The 18866-nt window shown below is 67.2% G+C and carries 13 protein-coding genes; 2 read left to right on the plus strand and 11 right to left on the minus strand.

All coding sequences use genetic code 11. From position 1 onward, the window contains the following. Window positions 1-82: 82 nt before the first annotated feature. The 11 genes from ABQZ09_RS18570 to ubiE form a co-directional block, all read right to left on the minus strand. On the minus strand, window positions 83-2515 hold the full coding sequence (locus ABQZ09_RS18570; protein WP_503019441.1) for a TonB-dependent receptor: 2433 nt from the start codon (window positions 2513-2515) through the stop codon (window positions 83-85). 10 nt (window positions 2516-2525) lie between these two features. Further along, window positions 2526-3632 carry an S-(hydroxymethyl)glutathione dehydrogenase/class III alcohol dehydrogenase gene (locus ABQZ09_RS18575; protein ID WP_349777600.1) on the minus strand — a complete coding sequence of 369 codons (1107 nt, stop codon included), beginning with the start codon at window positions 3630-3632 and terminating at the stop codon, window positions 2526-2528. 35 nt (window positions 3633-3667) lie between these two features. Next, window positions 3668-4720 carry a beta-propeller fold lactonase family protein gene (locus tag ABQZ09_RS18580; RefSeq protein ID WP_456362140.1) on the minus strand — a complete coding sequence of 351 codons (1053 nt, stop codon included), beginning with the start codon at window positions 4718-4720 and terminating at the stop codon, window positions 3668-3670. An 11-nt stretch (window positions 4721-4731) separates the two neighbouring features. Then, the gene (locus tag ABQZ09_RS18585; protein ID WP_184553039.1) at window positions 4732-5370 is read right to left on the minus strand and encodes a c-type cytochrome; all 639 of its coding nucleotides are present in this window, start codon (window positions 5368-5370) and stop codon (window positions 4732-4734) included. Window positions 5371-5395: 25 nt separating this feature from the next. Beyond that, a complete protein-coding gene (locus ABQZ09_RS18590; RefSeq protein ID WP_349777601.1) occupies window positions 5396-7171 on the minus strand; it encodes a quinoprotein dehydrogenase-associated putative ABC transporter substrate-binding protein in 1776 nt (591 codons plus the stop codon). Continuing rightward, window positions 7168-9189 (minus strand): methanol/ethanol family PQQ-dependent dehydrogenase, encoded by a 2022-nt coding sequence (locus ABQZ09_RS18595; RefSeq protein WP_349777602.1) that lies wholly within the window; start codon window positions 9187-9189, stop codon window positions 7168-7170. The genes ABQZ09_RS18590 and ABQZ09_RS18595 overlap by 4 nt, the downstream gene beginning before the upstream one ends. Window positions 9190-10246: 1057 nt before the next feature. Next, window positions 10247-10876, minus strand: a complete 630-nt coding sequence (locus tag ABQZ09_RS18600; protein ID WP_349777603.1) for an HAD family hydrolase — start codon at window positions 10874-10876, stop codon at window positions 10247-10249. Between the two features lie 3 nt (window positions 10877-10879). After that, window positions 10880-11599, minus strand: coding sequence for a hypothetical protein (locus tag ABQZ09_RS18605; protein WP_039413107.1), 720 nt, complete (start codon window positions 11597-11599; stop codon window positions 10880-10882). A 448-nt stretch (window positions 11600-12047) separates the two neighbouring features. Further along, entirely contained in the window at window positions 12048-13997 is a 1950-nt protein-coding gene (locus ABQZ09_RS18610; RefSeq protein ID WP_349777623.1) for a M1 family metallopeptidase, read from the minus strand. A 128-nt stretch (window positions 13998-14125) separates the two neighbouring features. Beyond that, window positions 14126-15016 carry a GGDEF domain-containing protein gene (locus ABQZ09_RS18615; RefSeq protein ID WP_047697202.1) on the minus strand — a complete coding sequence of 297 codons (891 nt, stop codon included), beginning with the start codon at window positions 15014-15016 and terminating at the stop codon, window positions 14126-14128. Between the two features lie 192 nt (window positions 15017-15208). After that, window positions 15209-15970 carry a bifunctional demethylmenaquinone methyltransferase/2-methoxy-6-polyprenyl-1,4-benzoquinol methylase UbiE gene (ubiE, locus tag ABQZ09_RS18620; RefSeq protein WP_349777604.1) on the minus strand — a complete coding sequence of 254 codons (762 nt, stop codon included), beginning with the start codon at window positions 15968-15970 and terminating at the stop codon, window positions 15209-15211. An 86-nt stretch (window positions 15971-16056) separates the two neighbouring features. On the opposite strand from ubiE, the gene ABQZ09_RS18625 reads away from it, so the two are divergent. Together ABQZ09_RS18625 and ABQZ09_RS18630 are read left to right on the plus strand one after the other, a co-directional pair. Next, window positions 16057-17706 (plus strand): MFS transporter, encoded by a 1650-nt coding sequence (locus ABQZ09_RS18625; protein ID WP_349777605.1) that lies wholly within the window; start codon window positions 16057-16059, stop codon window positions 17704-17706. Continuing rightward, window positions 17703-18791 (plus strand): HlyD family secretion protein, encoded by a 1089-nt coding sequence (locus tag ABQZ09_RS18630; protein ID WP_349777606.1) that lies wholly within the window; start codon window positions 17703-17705, stop codon window positions 18789-18791. Before ABQZ09_RS18625 ends, ABQZ09_RS18630 begins: the two co-directional genes overlap by 4 nt. Window positions 18792-18866 lie beyond the last annotated feature (75 nt).

Below are 18866 nucleotides of genomic sequence, written 5' to 3' on the forward strand. Positions count from 1 at the left end.
CGGCACCATGCAGATGGCTGCAGACAACTGAAGCCTGCACCTTACGAATCCCTAATCCCCAATCCCGAATCCCCGCCCCGACTCACAACGCCCAACGCACCCCGATCAGATACTGCCGCGGTACGCCCGGTGCGAGAAACCGCGCCGGGCCGGTTTCCACCGGCGCATCCTGCGGGCGCGCCAGTTCGCCATCGGGGAACACGTCTTCGGCCACTGCCGCGTAGGTTGCATAGCGGCGGTTGAAGACGTTGTCGACGCGGGCGAACAGCGACAGCCGCGCACTGAATTGCCAACGCGCCTGCAGGTCCACCAGCGCATAGCCGGCGGTGCCGATGTCGATGCGCGCGGGTGCGGGCTCGCCGTCTTCGGCGTTGTCGACCTGGCCATCCTCGTTGCCGCTGGCCACGCGCCCGGACACCGCACGCACGCCGGCGCCCAGTGTCAGCGCGTCGCGTTGCCAGTCCACCCCGAGCTTGAGCTGGTGCCTTGGCAGCGCGGCGATCCGTAAACCGGGCCGCAGGGTGATCACACGCTCGCCGGACAACAGTTCGCCGTCGCTGCGATAGGTGGCGTCCAGATAGCTGTACCCGGCCGACCACTGCCAAGCGCCGCTGCGCAGCGCCAGCGCGACATCGGCGCCCTGGTAGCGGGTGCGGCCCACGTTGTCGAAGTAGCCCAGCTGGGTCTCCGGCGCGCGCAGGAACAGGATGTCGTCGCGATTGTCGGCGCGGTACACCGACACGGTGGCGTTGCTGTCGGCCGACGGCGCCCAGCGCGCGCCCAGTTCGTAGGTGCGCGACACGATCTGCTCCAGGCGCGGGTCGGCCTGCAGGCCGGTCGGCAGCCGGCATGGCTGGGTGGGGTCGGCGCAGCCCAGCTCGATCGCCGTGGGCGCACGCGTGTTCTGCGCGACCGAGCCGTACACCGTCAGCCCGGACTCCAGCCGGTGGGTGAGCCCCAGCGAGGGATTGGCCTTGGCATAGACGAAGCGCTCGCGCGGGCGGTCGCCGTCTTCTGCGGTGGACAGGATGTTGTCCACCACGACGTGGTTCCAGCGCACCGCCGCGGTGAGGTGGGTGGCAGCGTCCAGCTCCCAGGTATCGGCGACGAACGCGCCGAGCGTCTTGGAGCTGCCGCGCACGCCGGAGAAGAACGCCCGCTCTGCAGCCGGATCGGCCGCCACCGAACGGTTCGGCTGCACCCAACCCTCGCGGGCGAACTGCCGATACCGCACATAGCCGCGGTCGAAGGTAACGCCGGTGGTGAGCGCATGTGCGCCCCACTGCATGCTCAGGTTGAGCGCAACGCCTTGTGCTTCCTGACGCATCTGGGTGGTATTGAGCGCGCCGGTGGGCAAGGCATCGGCATCGACGCGCGCAACATCGCATTCGGCATCCAGCGCACGGCCATCGGCGGCGTAGCCGGAGGCGCATTCTTCCACGAACTCTTCGTAGTCTTCGCCGATGTCGCCATTGACGGTGTCGCGACGACCCACGCGCGAATAGGCCAGCGCGTGCAACGCGGTGTCTTCGTCGAAACGGTGGTCCAGCTGCGCGGTCAGCAGCGTGTTGCGGTTGCGGGTGAGATCGGGCGAGGTGTACACCGAACGCCGATCGGCGCGGTACAAGCCAGGTGCCGGTCCTTCGTCGGTGTAGCGCGTATCGGGCAGCAGCCCGTTGCCGATCAGGCGGCTGCGGCCATGCAGCAGCGACAGGCTCCAGTCGGTCTGCTCGCCCTGCCTGCCCAGCTTGCCGAACAGCGTGCCGAGCCGCCCCTCGGAGGCATCGCGCCAGCCATTTTCATCGAACCCGGTCACCGCCACAAAGCCATGCCAGCCATCGGCGCCAGCGACGCCGTAACTGGCATCCAGCCGCTTGCGCGCGCCGCTGCCGCTGCTCACTTCGCCCTGCAGCCCGGGCGCGGTCAGTCCGGACGCGGTGGACAGCACCACCGCGCCGCCGAGCGTATTCGGCCCGAACAAGGGGTTGGAACCGGGCATCAGCGTCACCGCAGTGATCGCCGATTCGGGCAGCATGTCCCAGCTGACGATGTCGGCGAACGGTTCGTTGACGCGCACGCCATCCAGATACACCGACACGCCCTGCGATGCGCCCGGCAAGGCGGAGGCGCGAAAACCATGGAAGGTGAGATCGTTCTGGAACGCGCTGCCTTGCACGTCGTTGCCGTCCACGCCCACGAAGCGCCGCTGCAATAGATCGCTCAAGTTGTTGCTGCGCCCGCGCGACAGCTCGGCATTGGTCGCCGACTGCACCATGTACGGCAGTTGCGCCGCATCGATGGTGGTGCCGGGGATGGGCGTGGCGGTGACTTCGATACGGTCCAGCCAGGTCACCTGCGGGGTATCGTCGGCAAGGACGTTGCCGATCGTGCTACTGCACAGCAGCGCTGCGCAGGCGCAAGCCAAGCGATGTTTTCGTGGCGCATTGCATCGCTTTTGTGCAGCGCGAGGTCGCGGTGTCCTGCAATGAACCAGCACCTGGTGGGTCGACGTCATGTCGTCTCCTTCAATAAAGCACGATCGATTTGATGCCGCGCGCTGCGCGCAGATCCGCCAGCGCCTGATTGATGTCCTCCAGCGCCAGCCTGCGGGTGATCAGCGGTGCCAACTGGATGTCGCCCTGCAGATAGCGCTCGACGTAGCCGGGCAATTCGCTGCGCCCCTTCACCCCGCCGAATGCACTGCCGCGCCAGACCCGCCCGGTGACCAACTGCAACGGACGGGTGCTGATTTCCTGCGCGTCGTCGGCGACGCCGAGGATGACGCTCTCGCCCCAGCCCTTGTGGCAGCACTCCAGCGCCGCGCGCATCGCCGCGACGTCGCCCACGCAGGCGAAACTGTGGTCGGCACCGCCATCGGTGAGATCCACGATCACCTGCTGGATGGGTGCACCGTAGTCGCGCGGGTCCAGGCAATCGGTGGCGCCCAACGCGCGCGCCAGTGCGAACTTGCCCGGGTCGATATCCACCGCGACGATGCGCCCGGCCTGCGCCAGCACCGCGCCCTGGATCACCGACAGGCCGATGCCGCCCAAGCCGAACACCGCCACGCAATCGCCGGGGCGTACATGCGCGCTGTTGAGCACCGCGCCCGCCCCGGTGGTGACCGTGCAGCCCAGCAGGCAGACCTGGTCCAGCGGCGCGTCGGGGTGGATGCGTGCCACCGCAATCTCCGGCAGCACGGTGTATTGGGAAAACGTGCTGGTGCCCATGTGGTGCAGGATCGGCCGGCCGTTCAACGAGAACCGGCTGCTGCCATCGGGCATCAGGCCGCGTTCCTGGCTGCTGCGGATCGCCTGGCACAGGTTGGTACGGCCGGAGCGGCAGAACTTGCACACACCGCACTCGGGCATGTACAGCGGGATGACGTGATCGCCGGTGCGCACGCTGGTGACGCCGATGCCGACCTCTTCGACGATGCCCGCGCCCTCCTGGCCCAGGATCGCCGGGAAGCTGCTCGCGCGGCCATGCACCAATGCATGCGCGTCGCCATGACAGACGCCGGTGGCGACCAGGCGCACCAGCACCTCGCCGGGACGCGGCGGCTGTAGGTCCACCTCCTCGATGGTCAGCGGCTGATGCGGACCCCAGGCCACCGCAGCGCGTGTCTTCATCCCGCCTCCCCGGCGCGCGTCGGCATGGCCGCCGCTCAGCGCGCGATGACCACGCCCCACGGCAGTTCGCCGACGGGGATCTGTTTGCGTTCGCGCAGGCTGGCGGTGTCGATCACGCTCACCGTGTTGGAGCGCCCGTTGGCCACGTAGAGCTTGTCGCCGGCCGGGGTGAGCGCCGGATTCCAGGGCCGCAGCCCGACCGGGATCTCGGCCACGCTGCGCCCGTTCTGCGTGTCGATCACGCTGACCGTGCCGGCGCCGCCGTTGGACGCGTACAGCCGCGTGCCATCGCCCGACAAGGCGACACCGGCGGTGCGCACGCCGGCCGGCAGACTGGCGCGACGGGTGCGGGTCTGCAGGTCGATCACGTCCACCACGTTGGCGGCCTCCTGCGCGATGTAGACGCTGCGCCCGTCCGGGGCGAACGCCATGCCGCGCGGATGCCCGCTGGTAGCTACCACGCCACGCGACCGATGCGTGGCCAGCTCGATCATGTCCATGTCGCTGGAACCCTCGTTGCTGGTGAGCAACCACTGCCCATCGGGCGTATACGCGCAGTGCTCCGGTGCCTGCCCGCGCGTGGCGATCACCTGCTGCACGCGGAACTGCGCGGCATCGATCAGCATCACCTGGTTCTGCCCTTCCACGCACACGGCAAACTGCTTGCCATCGGGCGACAGCGCGATGCCTTCGGCGTTTTCGCCGATGTCGACCTGACGCAGCACCGCATCCCTGGCGGTGTCCAGTTCGATCAAGCGGTGGTGCTCGGCATCGATCAGGTACAGATGCCCCTGCGGGCCGGGCAACACCTGCTGCAAGCGCTTGCCGAGCTGGCCCTGCGCGCTGAGCGTGCGCACCACCGTGTCGGTGCCGGTATCGATCACCGACACCGTGCCGCTGCGCTGATTGGGCACGTAGGCAACGACCGGTGCGGGTGCAGGTGAAGTTGCGGCGTCTACCGGAGCAGGCGGCGCACCGGCAGCCGCCGCCGGCGCTGCCGCATCGCGCTGGCAGCCGGCCAAGGCCAGCAGTGCGCCCACCGCAACCGCGGTGCAGCGGCGCTGCCAGCCTGCGCACGCCGTTCGCAGCGGGCCATGCGTCATTGCGGCTTGCCTGCGGTCTTGTTGATCGAATGGATGAAGGCCAGCAGTTTTTCGGTGTCGCCCGGCTTGAGCACCGGTGCGAACGGCGGCATCTGGCCGACCACCTTTTCGTGCCCGATGCGGGTCTTGCCGTGGGTGATCATCGCGGCAGTGCCTTCGCTGATGAGCGCGCGCAAGGTGTCGTCGTCGCTGCCATACACCCAGATGTCGTTGGTCAGCGGCGGGCACATGCCGCCGCCACCGGTACCGCCATGGCAGGCATTGCAGCCAGCAGAGAAATAGATCTTCTTGCCTTCGGCCACCAGCTCCGGGGTGACCTTGACCTCGGGTCCCTTCGGAATCGGCGCCACGGTGGCCGGCGGTGCCGGCGGGGTGGCCGGATCGGGCGCCGGCCCGGCGGCAAGATTAGGCATTCCCGGCGCTGTGGCGGCTGGTGCTGGTGCGCCGGCGGCAGCGGCAGCGGGTGCCGCCGCATCCGGCGCCGGAGCAGGCGGCGGCGCTTCTTCATTGCCGCATGCCGCCAGCACTGCACTGAGCAGCACGCCGCACAGCGCTGCGCGGACGGAACGATCGATACAACCCACGGTGGACTTGCGCATGAACGAACCTTTCTGATCGGAGGGAACGCCGCGCACCCCGTGCACGCGGCGGATGAAACGGTCAGCGTCTGGCAGGGCGCCTGGCCTCGTTGAGGAGCGAAGCCAGCGCGGTATCGCCGCGGTCCTGTGCCAATGTCGCGGCGGTCTTGCCATCGCGGTTGCGTGCCGCCGGGTCGGCACCGGCCGCCAGCAGACGCTTTGCGACGTCCTCGCGTCCGGCCGCTGCGGCCAGCATCAAGGCGGTGACACCGGCCTGATTGGCGCGCCCCACGTCGGCGTCGCGCGCGAGCAGCGCGTCGAGAATGGCCGGGTCGTCGCGTGCCACTGCAAACATCACCGGCGTAAACCCAGTGGCGTTGGCGCGCCGTGCATTTGCGCCGGCAGCAAGCAGTGCCTGCACCACCTCGGCGTCGGCGTAGGACACCGCCAGATCCAGCGCGCTCCAGCCATCGCCAGACACGGTGTCCACCGGCGCGCGCTTGCGCAGCAGGCGGCTGACACTGTCGGCATCGTTGGCCCAGGCTGCCTTCATCAAGGGGGTCCAGCCGCTGGCATCGCGCGCATCCAGCCGTGCACCGGCATCCAGCAGCAGACCGACTAGATCCGGTTCCTGGTTACGAATGGCCTGATGCAGCGGCGGCTCGCCGAGCAGGTTGGGCGTGTTGGCGTCGGCGCCGTGACGCAGCAACCAGGCCGCACGGAGCGCATCGCCGGCATCCAGCGCATGCGCCAGTTCCTGGTTGGGGTTGGCGCCGTCCGCGATGCGCAGCTGCAGCTGCGCCAGTTCCTGCGACGAAGCGGCAGGACTGCGCGCAGTCGATGCGGGGGCCGGTGTGGTGTAAGGCCCATGCGACGGCAGATCGCCAGCCACGATGCAGTCGCTGCAACGGACCAGCGGCACGTGATAGCCCTGCAGGATCTCGGCGATCTTTGCGGCGTTGTCCTGCAGCGCCTTGTTCAATGCATCGCGTAGCTGCGCGTTCTTGCGCGACACCGCCCACGCCATCGAATACTCCAGCACCGCATCGTCGATAGTGTTCAACGGCACCACGCCCAGCCCGCTGCGCGCCGCGTAATAGCCGGCCACCGGGCCCCAGGATTCGGCCGCATCCAGTGCATTGGCAGCCACCCGCTCCACCAGCTTGCCGGGATGTTCTTCCGGTGCGGTGGCCGAGTCGTAGAACAGGTACTGCACCTCGCCGCTGACGCCGTGTTCGTACAGCGCCTGGCGCGCCGGCGAACTCTGGAACACGCCCAGCCGCAGCTTCTTCAGTGCGGGGTCGTCCAGCGAGGTCGGTACCAGGTTCAGGCCTTTGCGCGTCACCAGCACATAGGCCGAGCGATACACCGGGCGCGTGGTCAACCCCTGCTCGAAATCGCTGTTGAGGTCCATCAGTAGATCGCAGCGGCCGGCATTAATGGTGCTGCGCGCCAGCCCGCGCTGGTAATAGGTGCGCCACTCGTATTCCAGCCGCCGGCCCATGGCAGCGGCCACCACCTGCGCAATCTTGTTCTGGAAGCCTTCGCCGGCCTGGTTGGACAACGGCATGTTGCCCGGGTCTGCACATACCCGCAGCACCGTTGGATCGGGCGTGGGCGGCGGCGCAGACACCGACGCTGCAGTGGATGCCGGTGGCGCGGTGGGTGCCGGCGCCGCGGCCGGAACCGCACCGGAGTCAGAAACGCGAGCCGTCGGTGAAGACGGCTCGCGTGTGCAACCTGCGGCGACGAGTCCGAGGCTGCAAACCAGCAGCACCGTGTGCAGGTGCGCGCTCATGCCGCGCACGCCGGCAGGCATCTGCCGACATGCGCGTCCGACGCCGTGCGTGGAGCTCATCGTGCCGTCTTCGCTGCTGCGTTGGCGGTACCGCCGCCCCCGGCCGCTGCGGTGGCCGTCGCGGTGGTCGACACGGTCTTGCCGGCGCCATCCAGGCGGAAGGTATGCACCATGCCGCCAAGCGGAATCTTGTCGAAGCCGGCCCCGAACGCCAGCCCGGCCGCACCCAGTGCGCCATACGGGTCACTCGGATCCAACCCCGCTGCGACCGGCAGGCCGATCCAGCCACCGATGCCGGAGAACACCGCCACATACTGGTGGCCGTTGGCCTTGTAGGCGATCGGGTTGCCGATGATGCCGGAGGGCAGCTTCATCTCCCACAGCTTCTTGCCGGTGTCCTTGTCCACCGCACGGAACCAGCCATCCAGCGTGCCGTAGAACACCAGCCCGCCATCGGTCACCAGGGTGCCACTCCACACCGGGAACTTTTCCTTGATCTCCCACTTGGATTTGCCTTCCACCACGTCGAACGCCTTGACGATGCCCAACGCACCCGGCTCGTTCGGTTTCATCATCACGTTGGCGAACACGTATGGCAGGCCCATCATGGTATTGCCGCGCTCCTGCGGCTCCAGCTCCATGTGCCAGTTGTTGGTACCGCAGAAAAACACCGCCGCGTTGGCCGGGTCCACCGAGCACGGTTGCTGGTCCTTGCCACCCATCGCCGACGGGAACGCCTGCACTTTCTTGCCGCGTTCCAGCGGCGAATGCGCCGCCACCTTGACCGGGCGGCCGGTCTTCATGTCGATGCGTTCGGCCCAGTTGGCCGGCACGAATTTATGCGCGCGCAACAACGTGCCGTCGCGACGATCGAGCACATAGGCAAACCCGTTGCGATCGAACTGCACCACCGACGGAACCTGCTTGCCGTCGATGGTGAGGTCCACCAGGATCGGCTCGTTGATGCCGTCGTAATCCCACTGGTCGAATGGGGTCTTCTGATAGCCCCACACCGCTTCGCCGGTATCGATCTTGCGTGCGAACAGGGTCATCGACCACTTGTTGTCATGCTCGCCGTTGTTGCATTCCTCGTGCGTGGTCTTGCCGCAGCGGTACGACGGGCTCCACAGGCCGGGATTGCCGGTGCCGTAGTACACCAGCTTCAACTTCGGGTCGTAGCTGTACCAGCCCCAGGCCGCACCGCCACCGCGCTTCCATTCGTCGTTGGGAAAGGTCTTCACCCCGAGATCGCCGAGCTGGCCATGCTGCGGATTGGCCTTGTTGAAATCCGGACCCAGGCAGATGGCCTTGTCGGTGCCGGCCGCATCGCAGGACCAGGCCTGCTTGCCATCGGACAGGTTATAGGCGGCCACGCGCCCGAGCACGCCGAACTCGTTGCCGCTGATGCCGGCGACCACCTTGCCATCGGCGATGATCGGCGCCATGGTGATGGTTTCGCCCTTGTCCGGGTGCGCGAGTTTCTGCTTCCACACTTCCTTGCCGGTCTTGGCATCGAGCGCAATCACATCGCCGCTGAGGCTGCCGAACACCAGCTTGCCATCGGCATACGAGGCGCCGCGGTTGACCGTGTCGCAGCACGCCACCGCCACCGAGCGTTCGTCCTGTTGCGGGGTGTACTTCCACAGCACCTTGCCACCGTCGTCCTGCGCTGCGAGGTCGATGGCGAACACATTGTTCGGGTACGCACTGACCATGTACATGATGCTGCCGATCACCAGCGGCTGGCCTTCGTGGCCGCGCGTTGCGTCGGTTTTCATCTCCCACGACATCTTCAGATTCTTGACGTTGTCGCGATTGATCTCGGCCAACGGGCTATGCCGGGTGAGCGCGAAGTCGCGCCCCACGCCGCCCCAGTTATCTGCATTGCTGGCGTTGGCGGTGAATTCGCCGTCGGTGCCGACCACGGCGGCGGCCGGCGTCGCGGCGGGTGCGGCGGCAGGTGCGGGCGTTGCGGTATCGGCAGCCGGCGTGTCTTTCTTGCAACCGGCCAACACGATGCTCAGCGCGAGCATCAGCAGCGCCGAGCTGCCGATGCGGCGACAGGAAGATTGGTGCATATGCGTCTACCCCTCTCGGTGAAGAATCCAATCGAACGAAGAGCCACGCGCGCTTGCTGCGCAGCGACGGCGCAAACGGGTGGGTACCGGGAGACGACAGAGCACAGCGCGTGCCAGCGCACTGTTGCGTCGCAGCACCTTGCAGTGGCAGCGCGTTGCGCACGCGTGGTTGCCGCAGCACGCCAGGTGTCACGCATTTGGCACAGTTTGCGCCGGGCGTGCTGTCGCGCTGGTGGAGCACTGCGTGCGGTTGGGTGAAGGTGTGGCGCTATCGCGGTGCCCAAGCACTTGCGCAGGATCGTTGGAAAGTGTTGCCTACCTTCGCCCGCCGGGAGGCCAAGAACGATGAAGGATGAGAACGGGCATTGGACGGTTGGAGACGGTGCACTGCTCACGACGATGCACGCACCATGCAGCGTCTTTGCGCGATGCACTGAGGATGTGCCGACGGCGCCTGGGCCGTACCCCGTACCCTCACCCCAACCTCTCTCCCGCGGGGAGAGGGGCTAGCACCGTGCTGAGCGCTCTAGCACCTTGCTGAGCGCTGCAGCTTGCGCTTGCTCTGCTCACCAGCAGCAACGCTACCGCTTTCAATCACCGCATACGATGCCCCCTTCTCCCACCGGGAGAAGGTGCCCGAAGGGCGGATGAGGGTAGGTGTGCTGCAGGGACACAATGCAGTGTGTCTCGATCACCGCACCTGATGCTCCCTTCTCCCGCCGGGAGAAGGTGCCCGAAGGGCGGATGAGGGTAGGTGTGCTGCAGGGATAGAATGCAGTGCGTCTCAATCACCGCATCAGACGCCTCCCTTCTCCCACCGGGAGAAGGTGCCCGAAGGGCGGATGAGGGCAGGTGTGCTGCAGGAACTCAATGTAGTGCGCGCTGTGCAGCACAGCGCTGCAACACAGTGCCGCAGATTGACCGATCGCAGCCCTCCGAACCCATGCCGCAAGGCGCGCGGCAGTGGATTGGCGAGCTGCGTCGGCGCGACATCGGGTCAACCCCCAATGCGCGAGCGCCACACGATATGCCGCCGTGCCAAGTGAAGACAGCGAAACTACTGACCAGCGCGGGCCTGCCAGTGCTGTAACAGGTCAGCGCAATCGCGCAGGCGCCAATCGGCCAGGCCAGGCCAGGGATCGCCCGGGGTGTTGACCAGCACGGTGCCTGCGCCGGCGGCGCGGCCACAGGCCAGGTCGTTGTGATGGTCGCCGACCATCAGCAGTGCCGCGGCGCTCACTGCCCAGCGCCGCTGGAAATAGCGCAGGCCATCGGGCGCGGGCTTGGGTGCCGCTTCGTCACGGCCGACGATGTCGTCCGGCGCAAAGGCGTCGGCCAGACCGATCGCCTCCAATGTCACCTGCGCCAGGCTGCGTGCGTTGCGGGTCAGCAAGCCAAGCCGGCAGCCATCGGCCTGCAGCGCGCGCACCAGCTGCTGCGCACCGGGCGCGGGGCGTGCCGCCTCTGCCAGGGCACGCTCGTGCTCCAGCAACCAGGCATGCTTGGCCTGCGACTCATTGGCCGGCAATGCAGCCAGGTGATGCAGGATGTCCGCGTCGGGCGGGATCTCCAGCGCGCGTCGGATCAATGCAAAATCGTGCACCGGCTCGGTCAGCGTGCCATCCATGTCGAACACCCAATGCCGGCAGGCAGACAGCGGCAGGCGTGCGGCAATCGCGCCGTCCATGGGTTATTTCCAGCCCGGCATCTGGGTGGTGTCCAGCCCGCCCACCTCGAATTCCGCGGTCCGCGTGCCGCCGGCCTTGACCGGGAAGGCGATGTTGATGCGCTTGGCGTTGCGCACCAGCTTCCACAGTGCCTTGTCGTCGTCGATGAACATGGCGATCGCTTCATCGGTATCCGGTCGATGCGCCGCCATCGCGCGTGGTGCGCCGCCGTCGGTCGCAACCTGCACCTTGCAGCCAGCGTAGCAATTGAAGTCGCCGGCCTTGAGCACGAGATAGCTGTGGCGCTTCCACTGCGGATGATCGCGGAACACCAGGCTGACCGGCTTTGGCCCACTGCCATCCACATCCACGCGCTCCTTGGCCTCGATCATCGCCGAGCGCTGGGTGCCACCCTTGGCCGGCACCTGCGAGTACTGCCACAGCGCCTGCATGCGGCGCAGTTCGCGCGCCTGCTCGCCCTTGGCCTTGATGTCGGCATAGCCGGGCTCAATGCGTGTGGCGGCTGCAGTGCCGGCATAGCCTTCGAGCAAGGCGGCGCCGTGGGCGCGCGCCATGTCCCAGTTCTGCGCCTTGACCGCTTCGTCGTATTGCTTGGCAAGCGCATCGGCCTGGGTTTCCTTGGCCTGCGCCTGTGCAGTTTCCTGCGCCTTGCGTTGCGCCTCGCGGTCGGTGCAGGCAGTCAGGGCCGCGACGCACAGGGCCGCACTCAGCAGATACTTCATCGTCGACTCCGGGGCGAATGCAGCCGTAACGATAGCAGCCTGTCCGCATGACCCGCGATCAACCGCCGCACACCGTAGGAGCGCACCCGGGCGCGACGGGGGTTTCACCGGCAAAGCCCTGTCGCGCCCGGGTGCGCTCCTACGAGGGTGGTTGCAGGCACGATGCGGCGATGGAGTGGCGGGCGAGCATGCACCACGGCGGGACTGCATCGTCGCTTCCGGAAGGCATGGACGGCAACGGCATCGCAATGGCAACGGCAACGGCAACGGTACCAGCCTGCCGCACCACCCGCGATCAGCTACCCCGCGTCGTAGGAGCGCACCCGGGCGCGACGGGGGTTTCGCCGGGAAAGCCCTGTCGCGCCCGAGTGCGCTCCTACGAGGGTGGTTGCAGGCACGATGCGGCGATGGAAGCGACGGAGGGCGTCTGCGACGCCCTCCGCTGCCACTACGGCTGCGGCGGCGCAGCCGCCTTGGCCTTGGCGATCATCTCGGTCACCGACGCAGTGGTGATCGGGTGGTAACCGGGCTTGGCCTTTTCGAACGCCTGTTCGGCAAACGCAATGCCGTCCGGGGTCTTCAACAGTTCTGTATAGATCGGCAGCACCAGCTTGCGACGGCCGACGCGCTCGATGAACTCACCGGCGGCAGCGCGCGCGTCGGTGTAGCCGCTGCGGATCGCCAGCGGATACCAGCGCATCGCGATCTCGCCGTTCGGCGTGCCGGTGAAGTGATACGCATCATCCAGCTGCTTGAGCTGCTCGGGCTTCAAGGTGGCACCCATGCCGCTGAGGAAATGCACCCACTCCTGCGTGCCCCATTCGCCGGTGACCTGCTTGCTGGGCAGCGTACCGCTACCGCTCCAGGCGATGCGCGCGGTGTCCACGATGGAGAAGCTGCGCGAGCGCGCCTTGGCGGCGAAGGCCGGAATGCCCGGCTGCTTCAGCCAGGCATCCACCTCGGCAGCGCTCACCGTGTTGGGATGCTTGGCCAGCAGGTTCTTCTGCAGGTAATCGACAAACTGGTCGGTGGTGGCGCTCTGGAACGCGTGATCGTCGAACCAGCCACGCAGGAACGGGTCGAACACCTCGCGGCCGAAACGCTGCTCCAGGAACTGCAGGAACCACGCGCCCTTGACGTAGGCCACCTGGCTCAAGGCCTCGTCCGGGTCGCGCTGCGCCAGCGGCGGCAACTCCAGCACCTGGTCGGCCGGCGGCATGTCCTTTACTTCCGCCAGCAGATCGCCCTGGTCGATCTCGCGCTCCATCTCGGCCATCTCGGTGCCGTACAGCGCTTCGGTGATGCGGCCCTGCACGTAGGTGGTGAAGCCTTCGTTGAGCCAGATGTCCTTCCAGCTGGCATTGGTCACCAGGTTGCCCGACCAGCTGTGCGCCAGTTCGTGCGCCACCAACGACACCAGCGACTTGTCGCCGACGATCACGGTGGGCGTGGCGAAGGTCAGGCGCGGGTTTTCCATGCCACCGAACGGGAACGACGGCGGCAGCACCAGCATGTCGTAACGGCCCCAGCGATACGGGCCATAGAGTTTTTCGGCGGCACCGATCATCTTCTCGGTGTCTTCGAACTCCTTGGCAGCCTTGTCGGCCATCGCCGGTTCGGCCCACACGCCCGAGCGTGCGGAGATCGGCTTGAACACCACATCGCCGGCGGCAATTGCCAGCAGGTAGGACGGAATCGGCTCGGGCATCTTGAAGCTGTAATCGCCGTCGCGCGCGGCCTTCGGGTCGTTGTCGGCGCTCATCAGCACCATCACGTCCGGACGCGAGGTGACATGCGCACTATAGGTGAAGCGCACACTCGGGGTGTCCTGCAGCGGTACCCAGCTGCGCGCGTGGATCGCCTGCGACTGGCTGAACATGAAAGGCAGCTGCTTGCCTTCGGTCATGGCCGGCTCCAGCCACTGCAGGCCCGAGGCGGTGGGCGCGGTGTGATAGGTGATCACGACCTTGCCCGGCTGGGTCGGCGCTTCGATGGTGAGTTTGCTGCCAAAGGTCTTGTCGGCCGGCGCCAGTGCGAATTGCAACGGCGACAGACCGCCCTTGCCATCGTCGGCCTGCACCTGCGCAATGCTCAGCTCGCGCGTATCCAGCACCAGTTGCTTGGCGGCCTTGTCCTTCCACTGCAGCGTGTAGGTGGCGGTGCCGCCGATCTGCCTGGCATCGAAATCCAGCTTCAGGTCCAGCGCCAGGTCCTTGATGACCACCAGCTGCGGCTGGGCGTAGGAGCTCTCGTCGTGGGTGCGGGCGTCTGCTTTCACGGGGGCCTTGGCAGTGGCGGCCGGTGCGGCGGTGGTGGCAGCCGGCGGCGTGGGTTCATTGGAACAGCCGGCCAGTGCGAGGGACACGGCCAGGGACAGCGACAGGGAGGTGAAGCGCATCGACGGCACCGCAGCGAGGGAATTGGGCATTTTAGCGCTCCAGGCCACGGCCTGCCCGTGCCAACGGGTGCGGGCGCGCAGCCGACAGCCAGCGCTTGCTCACGCCAGCGCTGCCGCGCCGTCGGCGCTCAGGTCACTGGATGACTGCGCGGGGTGTCGTGGCCATCGCGCACCAGCCGCCGCCCGCCGGAAAACTTGGCGCGGTACATCGCCGCATCCGCGCGCCGATACAGTTCGGTGGCGTCCAGCCCCTGTTCGCAGACCGCGCTGCCGGCGCTCAGATGCAGCGGCGCTTCATCGCCGTCTTCGCGTTCAAGCATCGACAGCCACTGATTGAGCTTGAGCGTGGCTTCGTCTTCGCTGGCATGCACGCCGATCAGGAATTCATCGCCGCCCCAGCGCCCGATCCAGTCCTGCGCGCCCAGCCAGCCATAGGCCGATTCCACCAGCCGCACCAGCACGCGGTCGCCGGCCAGGTGCCCGAAGCGGTCGTTGATCGGCTTGAGGTTGTCCATGTCCAGCACGAACAACACGAACGGCCAGCCTTCGCGCTGCGAGGCGGCGACCGAATCGCGCATGGCCTGTTCGCAACCGCGCCGGTTCAACGCTTCGGTCAGCGGGTCGAACAGCGCATGCTTCCTGAGATCGCGCATGCCCGCGTCGATGCCACGCAGACTGCGGTTGATGCCGCGCAGCAGCCGGCCCAGTTCGTCGTCGCCATGCTCGGGCAGGCTGGGCAGACGTTGGTCGGCGTAGTAGGTGTCCAGCGCGTCGGCGGCGATGCGCAACGGGGCAAGCAGGCGATACAGCGCCGAGAGCGTCAGCGCGGTGCCTGCCAAGGTGGCCAGCAAGGCCACGATGATCACCGACCACAGCGGGCGGCCTTCCAGCTCGCTCTGCGAGGCCAGCCAGGCGATCAACAACAGCAGCGGCAGGTGGATCCCGATGAAGGTCACCGCCAGCAACTTGGCGCTGAAGGAACGGGGAAACACGCGCGAGAGCCCGGCGTACAAGCGCATCCAACTCTCCGGCAAAGGGGTGCCTAGTGTCGCCGACAGTCAGTGGAGCCAACGCGACCACCGTCCCAGAAATCCGCTGGTGCGCACACCTGCGCAAGCAGCCAGGGCGCGCCAAGCGAACCCAAGCAGAGCCAGCTCATCCAGGCTGCGGCGCGCGATGCGCGCGCCGCCTCGGCGGCCCGGCGCGCGTGGTCAGATCTTGTAACCGGAGTGGATGGCCACGATGCCGCCGGTCAGATTCTTGTAATGGCAACGCGCGAATCCGGCCTCGCCCATCATGCCCTTGAGCGATTCCTGCGGCGGGTGCTTGCGGATGCTTTCGGCCAGGTACTGGTAGCTGTCGGCGTCGCGCGCGAACAGCTGGCCCAGCCTGGGCAGGATCTTGAACGAGTGGAAGTCGTAGATCGGCTTGAAGCAGTCGGCGGTCACTTCGGAAAACTCGAGCACACGTGCCTGCCCGCCCACCTTCAACACGCGGTACATCTCGCGCAGTGCGGCGTCCTTGTCGGTGACGTTGCGCAGGCCGAAGGAGATGGTCACCAGGTCGAAACTCTGGTCCGGGAACGGCAGCGCTTCGGCGTTGCATTGCACGTAATCGAACCCGGACACCAGCCCGCGGTTGGTGAGCCGGTCGCGGCCCACCGACAGCATGCCGGCATTGATGTCGCCCAGCACCACCGCGCCTTCTTCGCCCACGCGCTCCTTGAGCAGCACGGCGATGTCGCCGGTGCCGCCGGCCAGGTCCAGCACGCGGTCGCCCGGCTTCACCTGCGCGGTCGCCACGAAGTAGCGTTTCCATGCGCGATGGACGCCCAGGCTCATCAGGTCGTTCATCAGGTCGTAGTTGCGCGCGACCGAGGTGAACACTTCGCCGACCAGCTTCTGCTTGTCCTTGGCAGCGACATCGCGAAAGCCGAAATGGGTGGTACCGGAGGTATAGGGGGATTCGCTCATGGCCGGATTATCGCACTGCTGACGCCACCATGACCGCAACCGGACCACAATCGCGCACTCTTCCGCCCCTGCCTTGCGAGCATTGCGTGCGTGACAAGTACGCCCAGCGCGACTGGCAGCCCCACGAAAAGCCCACCCTGCCGGGCTCGGCCTCCACCCCGCTGCACCCCACCCGGCGCCGCATCCAGTACGGCCTGGTCGGCGTGATGGTGGCGCTGACCGGGGGCCTGAGCAATGCGCTGGTCACCGCCAACCTGCCCTACCTGCAGGGCGCGCTGGGCGCCTACGCCACCGAAATGGCCTGGCTGCCGGCCGCCTATGTGATGACCAACATGTCGGCGAACCTGTTGCTGGTGAAGTTTCGCCAGCAGTTCGGGCTGCGCCGCTTCACCGAGATCTTCCTGGCCCTGTATGCGGCCATCGCACTGGCGCATCTGTTCGTGCACAGCCTGAGCTCGGCGATCACCGTGCGAGCCGCCCACGGCCTGGTCGGCGCCGCGCTCAGCTCGCTGGGCTTGTATTACGTGATCCAGGCGTTCCCGGGCAAATACCGGCTCAAGGCCGTGGTGCTGGGGCTGGGCGTCACCCAGCTGGCGTTGCCGCTGGCGCGGGTGTTTTCTACCGACCTGCTGGAATTTGGCCAGTGGCAGGGGCTGTATCTGTTCGAGTTCGGGCTGGCGGTGTTTGCGCTGGCCTGCGTGCTGGCGCTCAAGCTGCCGCCGGGCGACCGTTACCGGGTATTCGAACCGCTGGATTTCCTCACCTTCAGCCTGTTCGCCGCCGGTGCGGCCGGTCTGGCGGCGGTGCTGTCGCTGGGCCGGCTGTTGTGGTGGACCAGTACGCCGTGGCTGGGCGTGGTGCTGGCGGCTTCGATCGTGCTGCTGTGCCTGGCAGCGTGGATCGAACATAACCGCCGCAACCCGATGATCAACACGCGCTGGCTAGCCAGCGCGGACATGCTGCGGCTGGGGCTGGCCATCCTGCTGATCCGCCTGGTGCTGTCGGAACAGAGCACCGGCGCGATCGGCTTCTTTCAGACCCTGGGCCTGGCCAACGTGCAGCTGCAGACGCTGTTTGCGCTGATGCTGCTGGGCGCGGTGGTGGGCGTGGCCGCCAGTGCGTGGCTGATCAACCCGGCGCGGGTTGCCGAACACCTGATCATCGCGGTGGCCGCCATCTGCATCGGCTGCTTCATGGACGCCGATGCCACCAGCCTCACCCGCCCCGAACAGATGTACGTCAGCCAGTTCCTGCTCGCCTTCGGCAGCACGTTCTTCATCGGCCCGGCCATGGTGGCCGGGATCGGGCGGGTCATTGCGCAACCGGGCAACCTGATCAGCTTCATCGTGCTGTTCGGCATGGCGCAGAACATGGGCGGGTTGCTCGGCAGCGCCCTGCTCGGCACCGTGCAGGTGGTACGCGAGAAATACCATTCCAGCCAGTTGGTCGAGCATCTGGTGCTGACCGACCCGCACGTGGCCGCGCGCGTGCAGGCATACGCCAACGTCTACGGGCGCGCCATCGGCGACTCGGCGCTGCGCCAGGCGCAGGGCGTGCGTGCACTGGGCAGCGTGGCCACGCGCGAAGCCAATGTGCTTGCCTACAACGATGTGTTCCTGCTGATCGGCTGCATTGCCATCGCCACCGGGCTGTGGATCCTGTCCGTGCTGGTGTGGCGGCGTTATCTGCGCCCGTCCGTGCCGTCCCCTTCCCCTGCCTCCCCTGTGCGCCCATGAATACACCTGCCGAAGCCCCCTCTGTCGCCGATCAGCAACGCAGGCGCCGCCGGCGCATCACCGGCGCGATTGGTTTTGGCGGGCTCGCCTTGATCGGCGTGGCGCTGGTGCTCTACGCCTGGCAGTTGCCGCCGTTCGTCAGTGCCGTGGAGCGCACCGAAAATGCCATGGTGCATGGCCAGATCACGGTCATCGCGCCGCAGGTCAGCGGCTACGTCACCGACGTGCCGGTGCAGGATTTCGCCCACGTCAAACACGGCCAGTTGCTGGCCACCATCGACGACCGCATCTACGCCCAGCAACTCGAACAGGCCAGGGCGCAAGTGCAGACCGCGCAGGCCAACCTGGCCAACTGGGAGCAGCAACGGCATAGCGCCGAGGCCACCATTGCCGAACAACGTGCGGCGCTGAGCAGCAATCAGGCGCAGCGCGACCGTACCCGCTCGGCGTATGCACGTGCGCAACAACTGGCCAGCCAGAAGCTGGTTTCCGAGCAGGACCGCGACACGGCCTTTGCCGCACGCGCGCAGGCCGATGCCGGCGTCACCCAGGCCCGTGCTGCCGTGCAGGCAGCCGAAGAGAACGCGCGCAGCGTCACCGTCAATCGCGCCGCGCTGGAAGCGGCCGTTGCCAATGCACAGGCCGCCTTGCAGCTGGCGCAGATCAATCTGGACAATACCCGCATCGTGGCCCCGCGCGATGGCCAGCTTGGTCAGCTCGGCGTGCGCCAGGGCGCCTACGTCACCAATGGCACCCAACTGATGTCGCTGGTGCCGGACACGCTGTGGGTCGTGGCCAACTTCAAGGAAACCCAGATGGCAAAGATCCGCGTGGGCCAGCGCGCCAGCTTCACCGTGGACGCGCTGGACAACGCACGCCTGCAGGGTCGCGTGCAGGAGATCTCGCCGGCCGCCGGCTCGGAATTCAGCGTGCTGCCGGCCGATAACGCCACCGGCAACTTCGTCAAGATCGCCCAGCGCATTCCACTGCGGATCAGCGTCGACCCCGGCCAGGCGCTGGCACCGCGGCTGCGCCCGGGCATGTCGGTGGTGGTCGCGGTCGATACCGCCAGCGCAGGCGACTGAGCGCGGCTGCCGGCACCGCGCGTGCACAGGCACGGCGTGCGGACCCAGATGCGTGCACTGCAGTGCAGAGCGCTT

Origin of the sequence: Xanthomonas sp. WHRI 6106, from assembly GCF_040202405.1 — a bacterium.
GTDB lineage: Bacteria > Pseudomonadota > Gammaproteobacteria > Xanthomonadales > Xanthomonadaceae > Xanthomonas > Xanthomonas cannabis.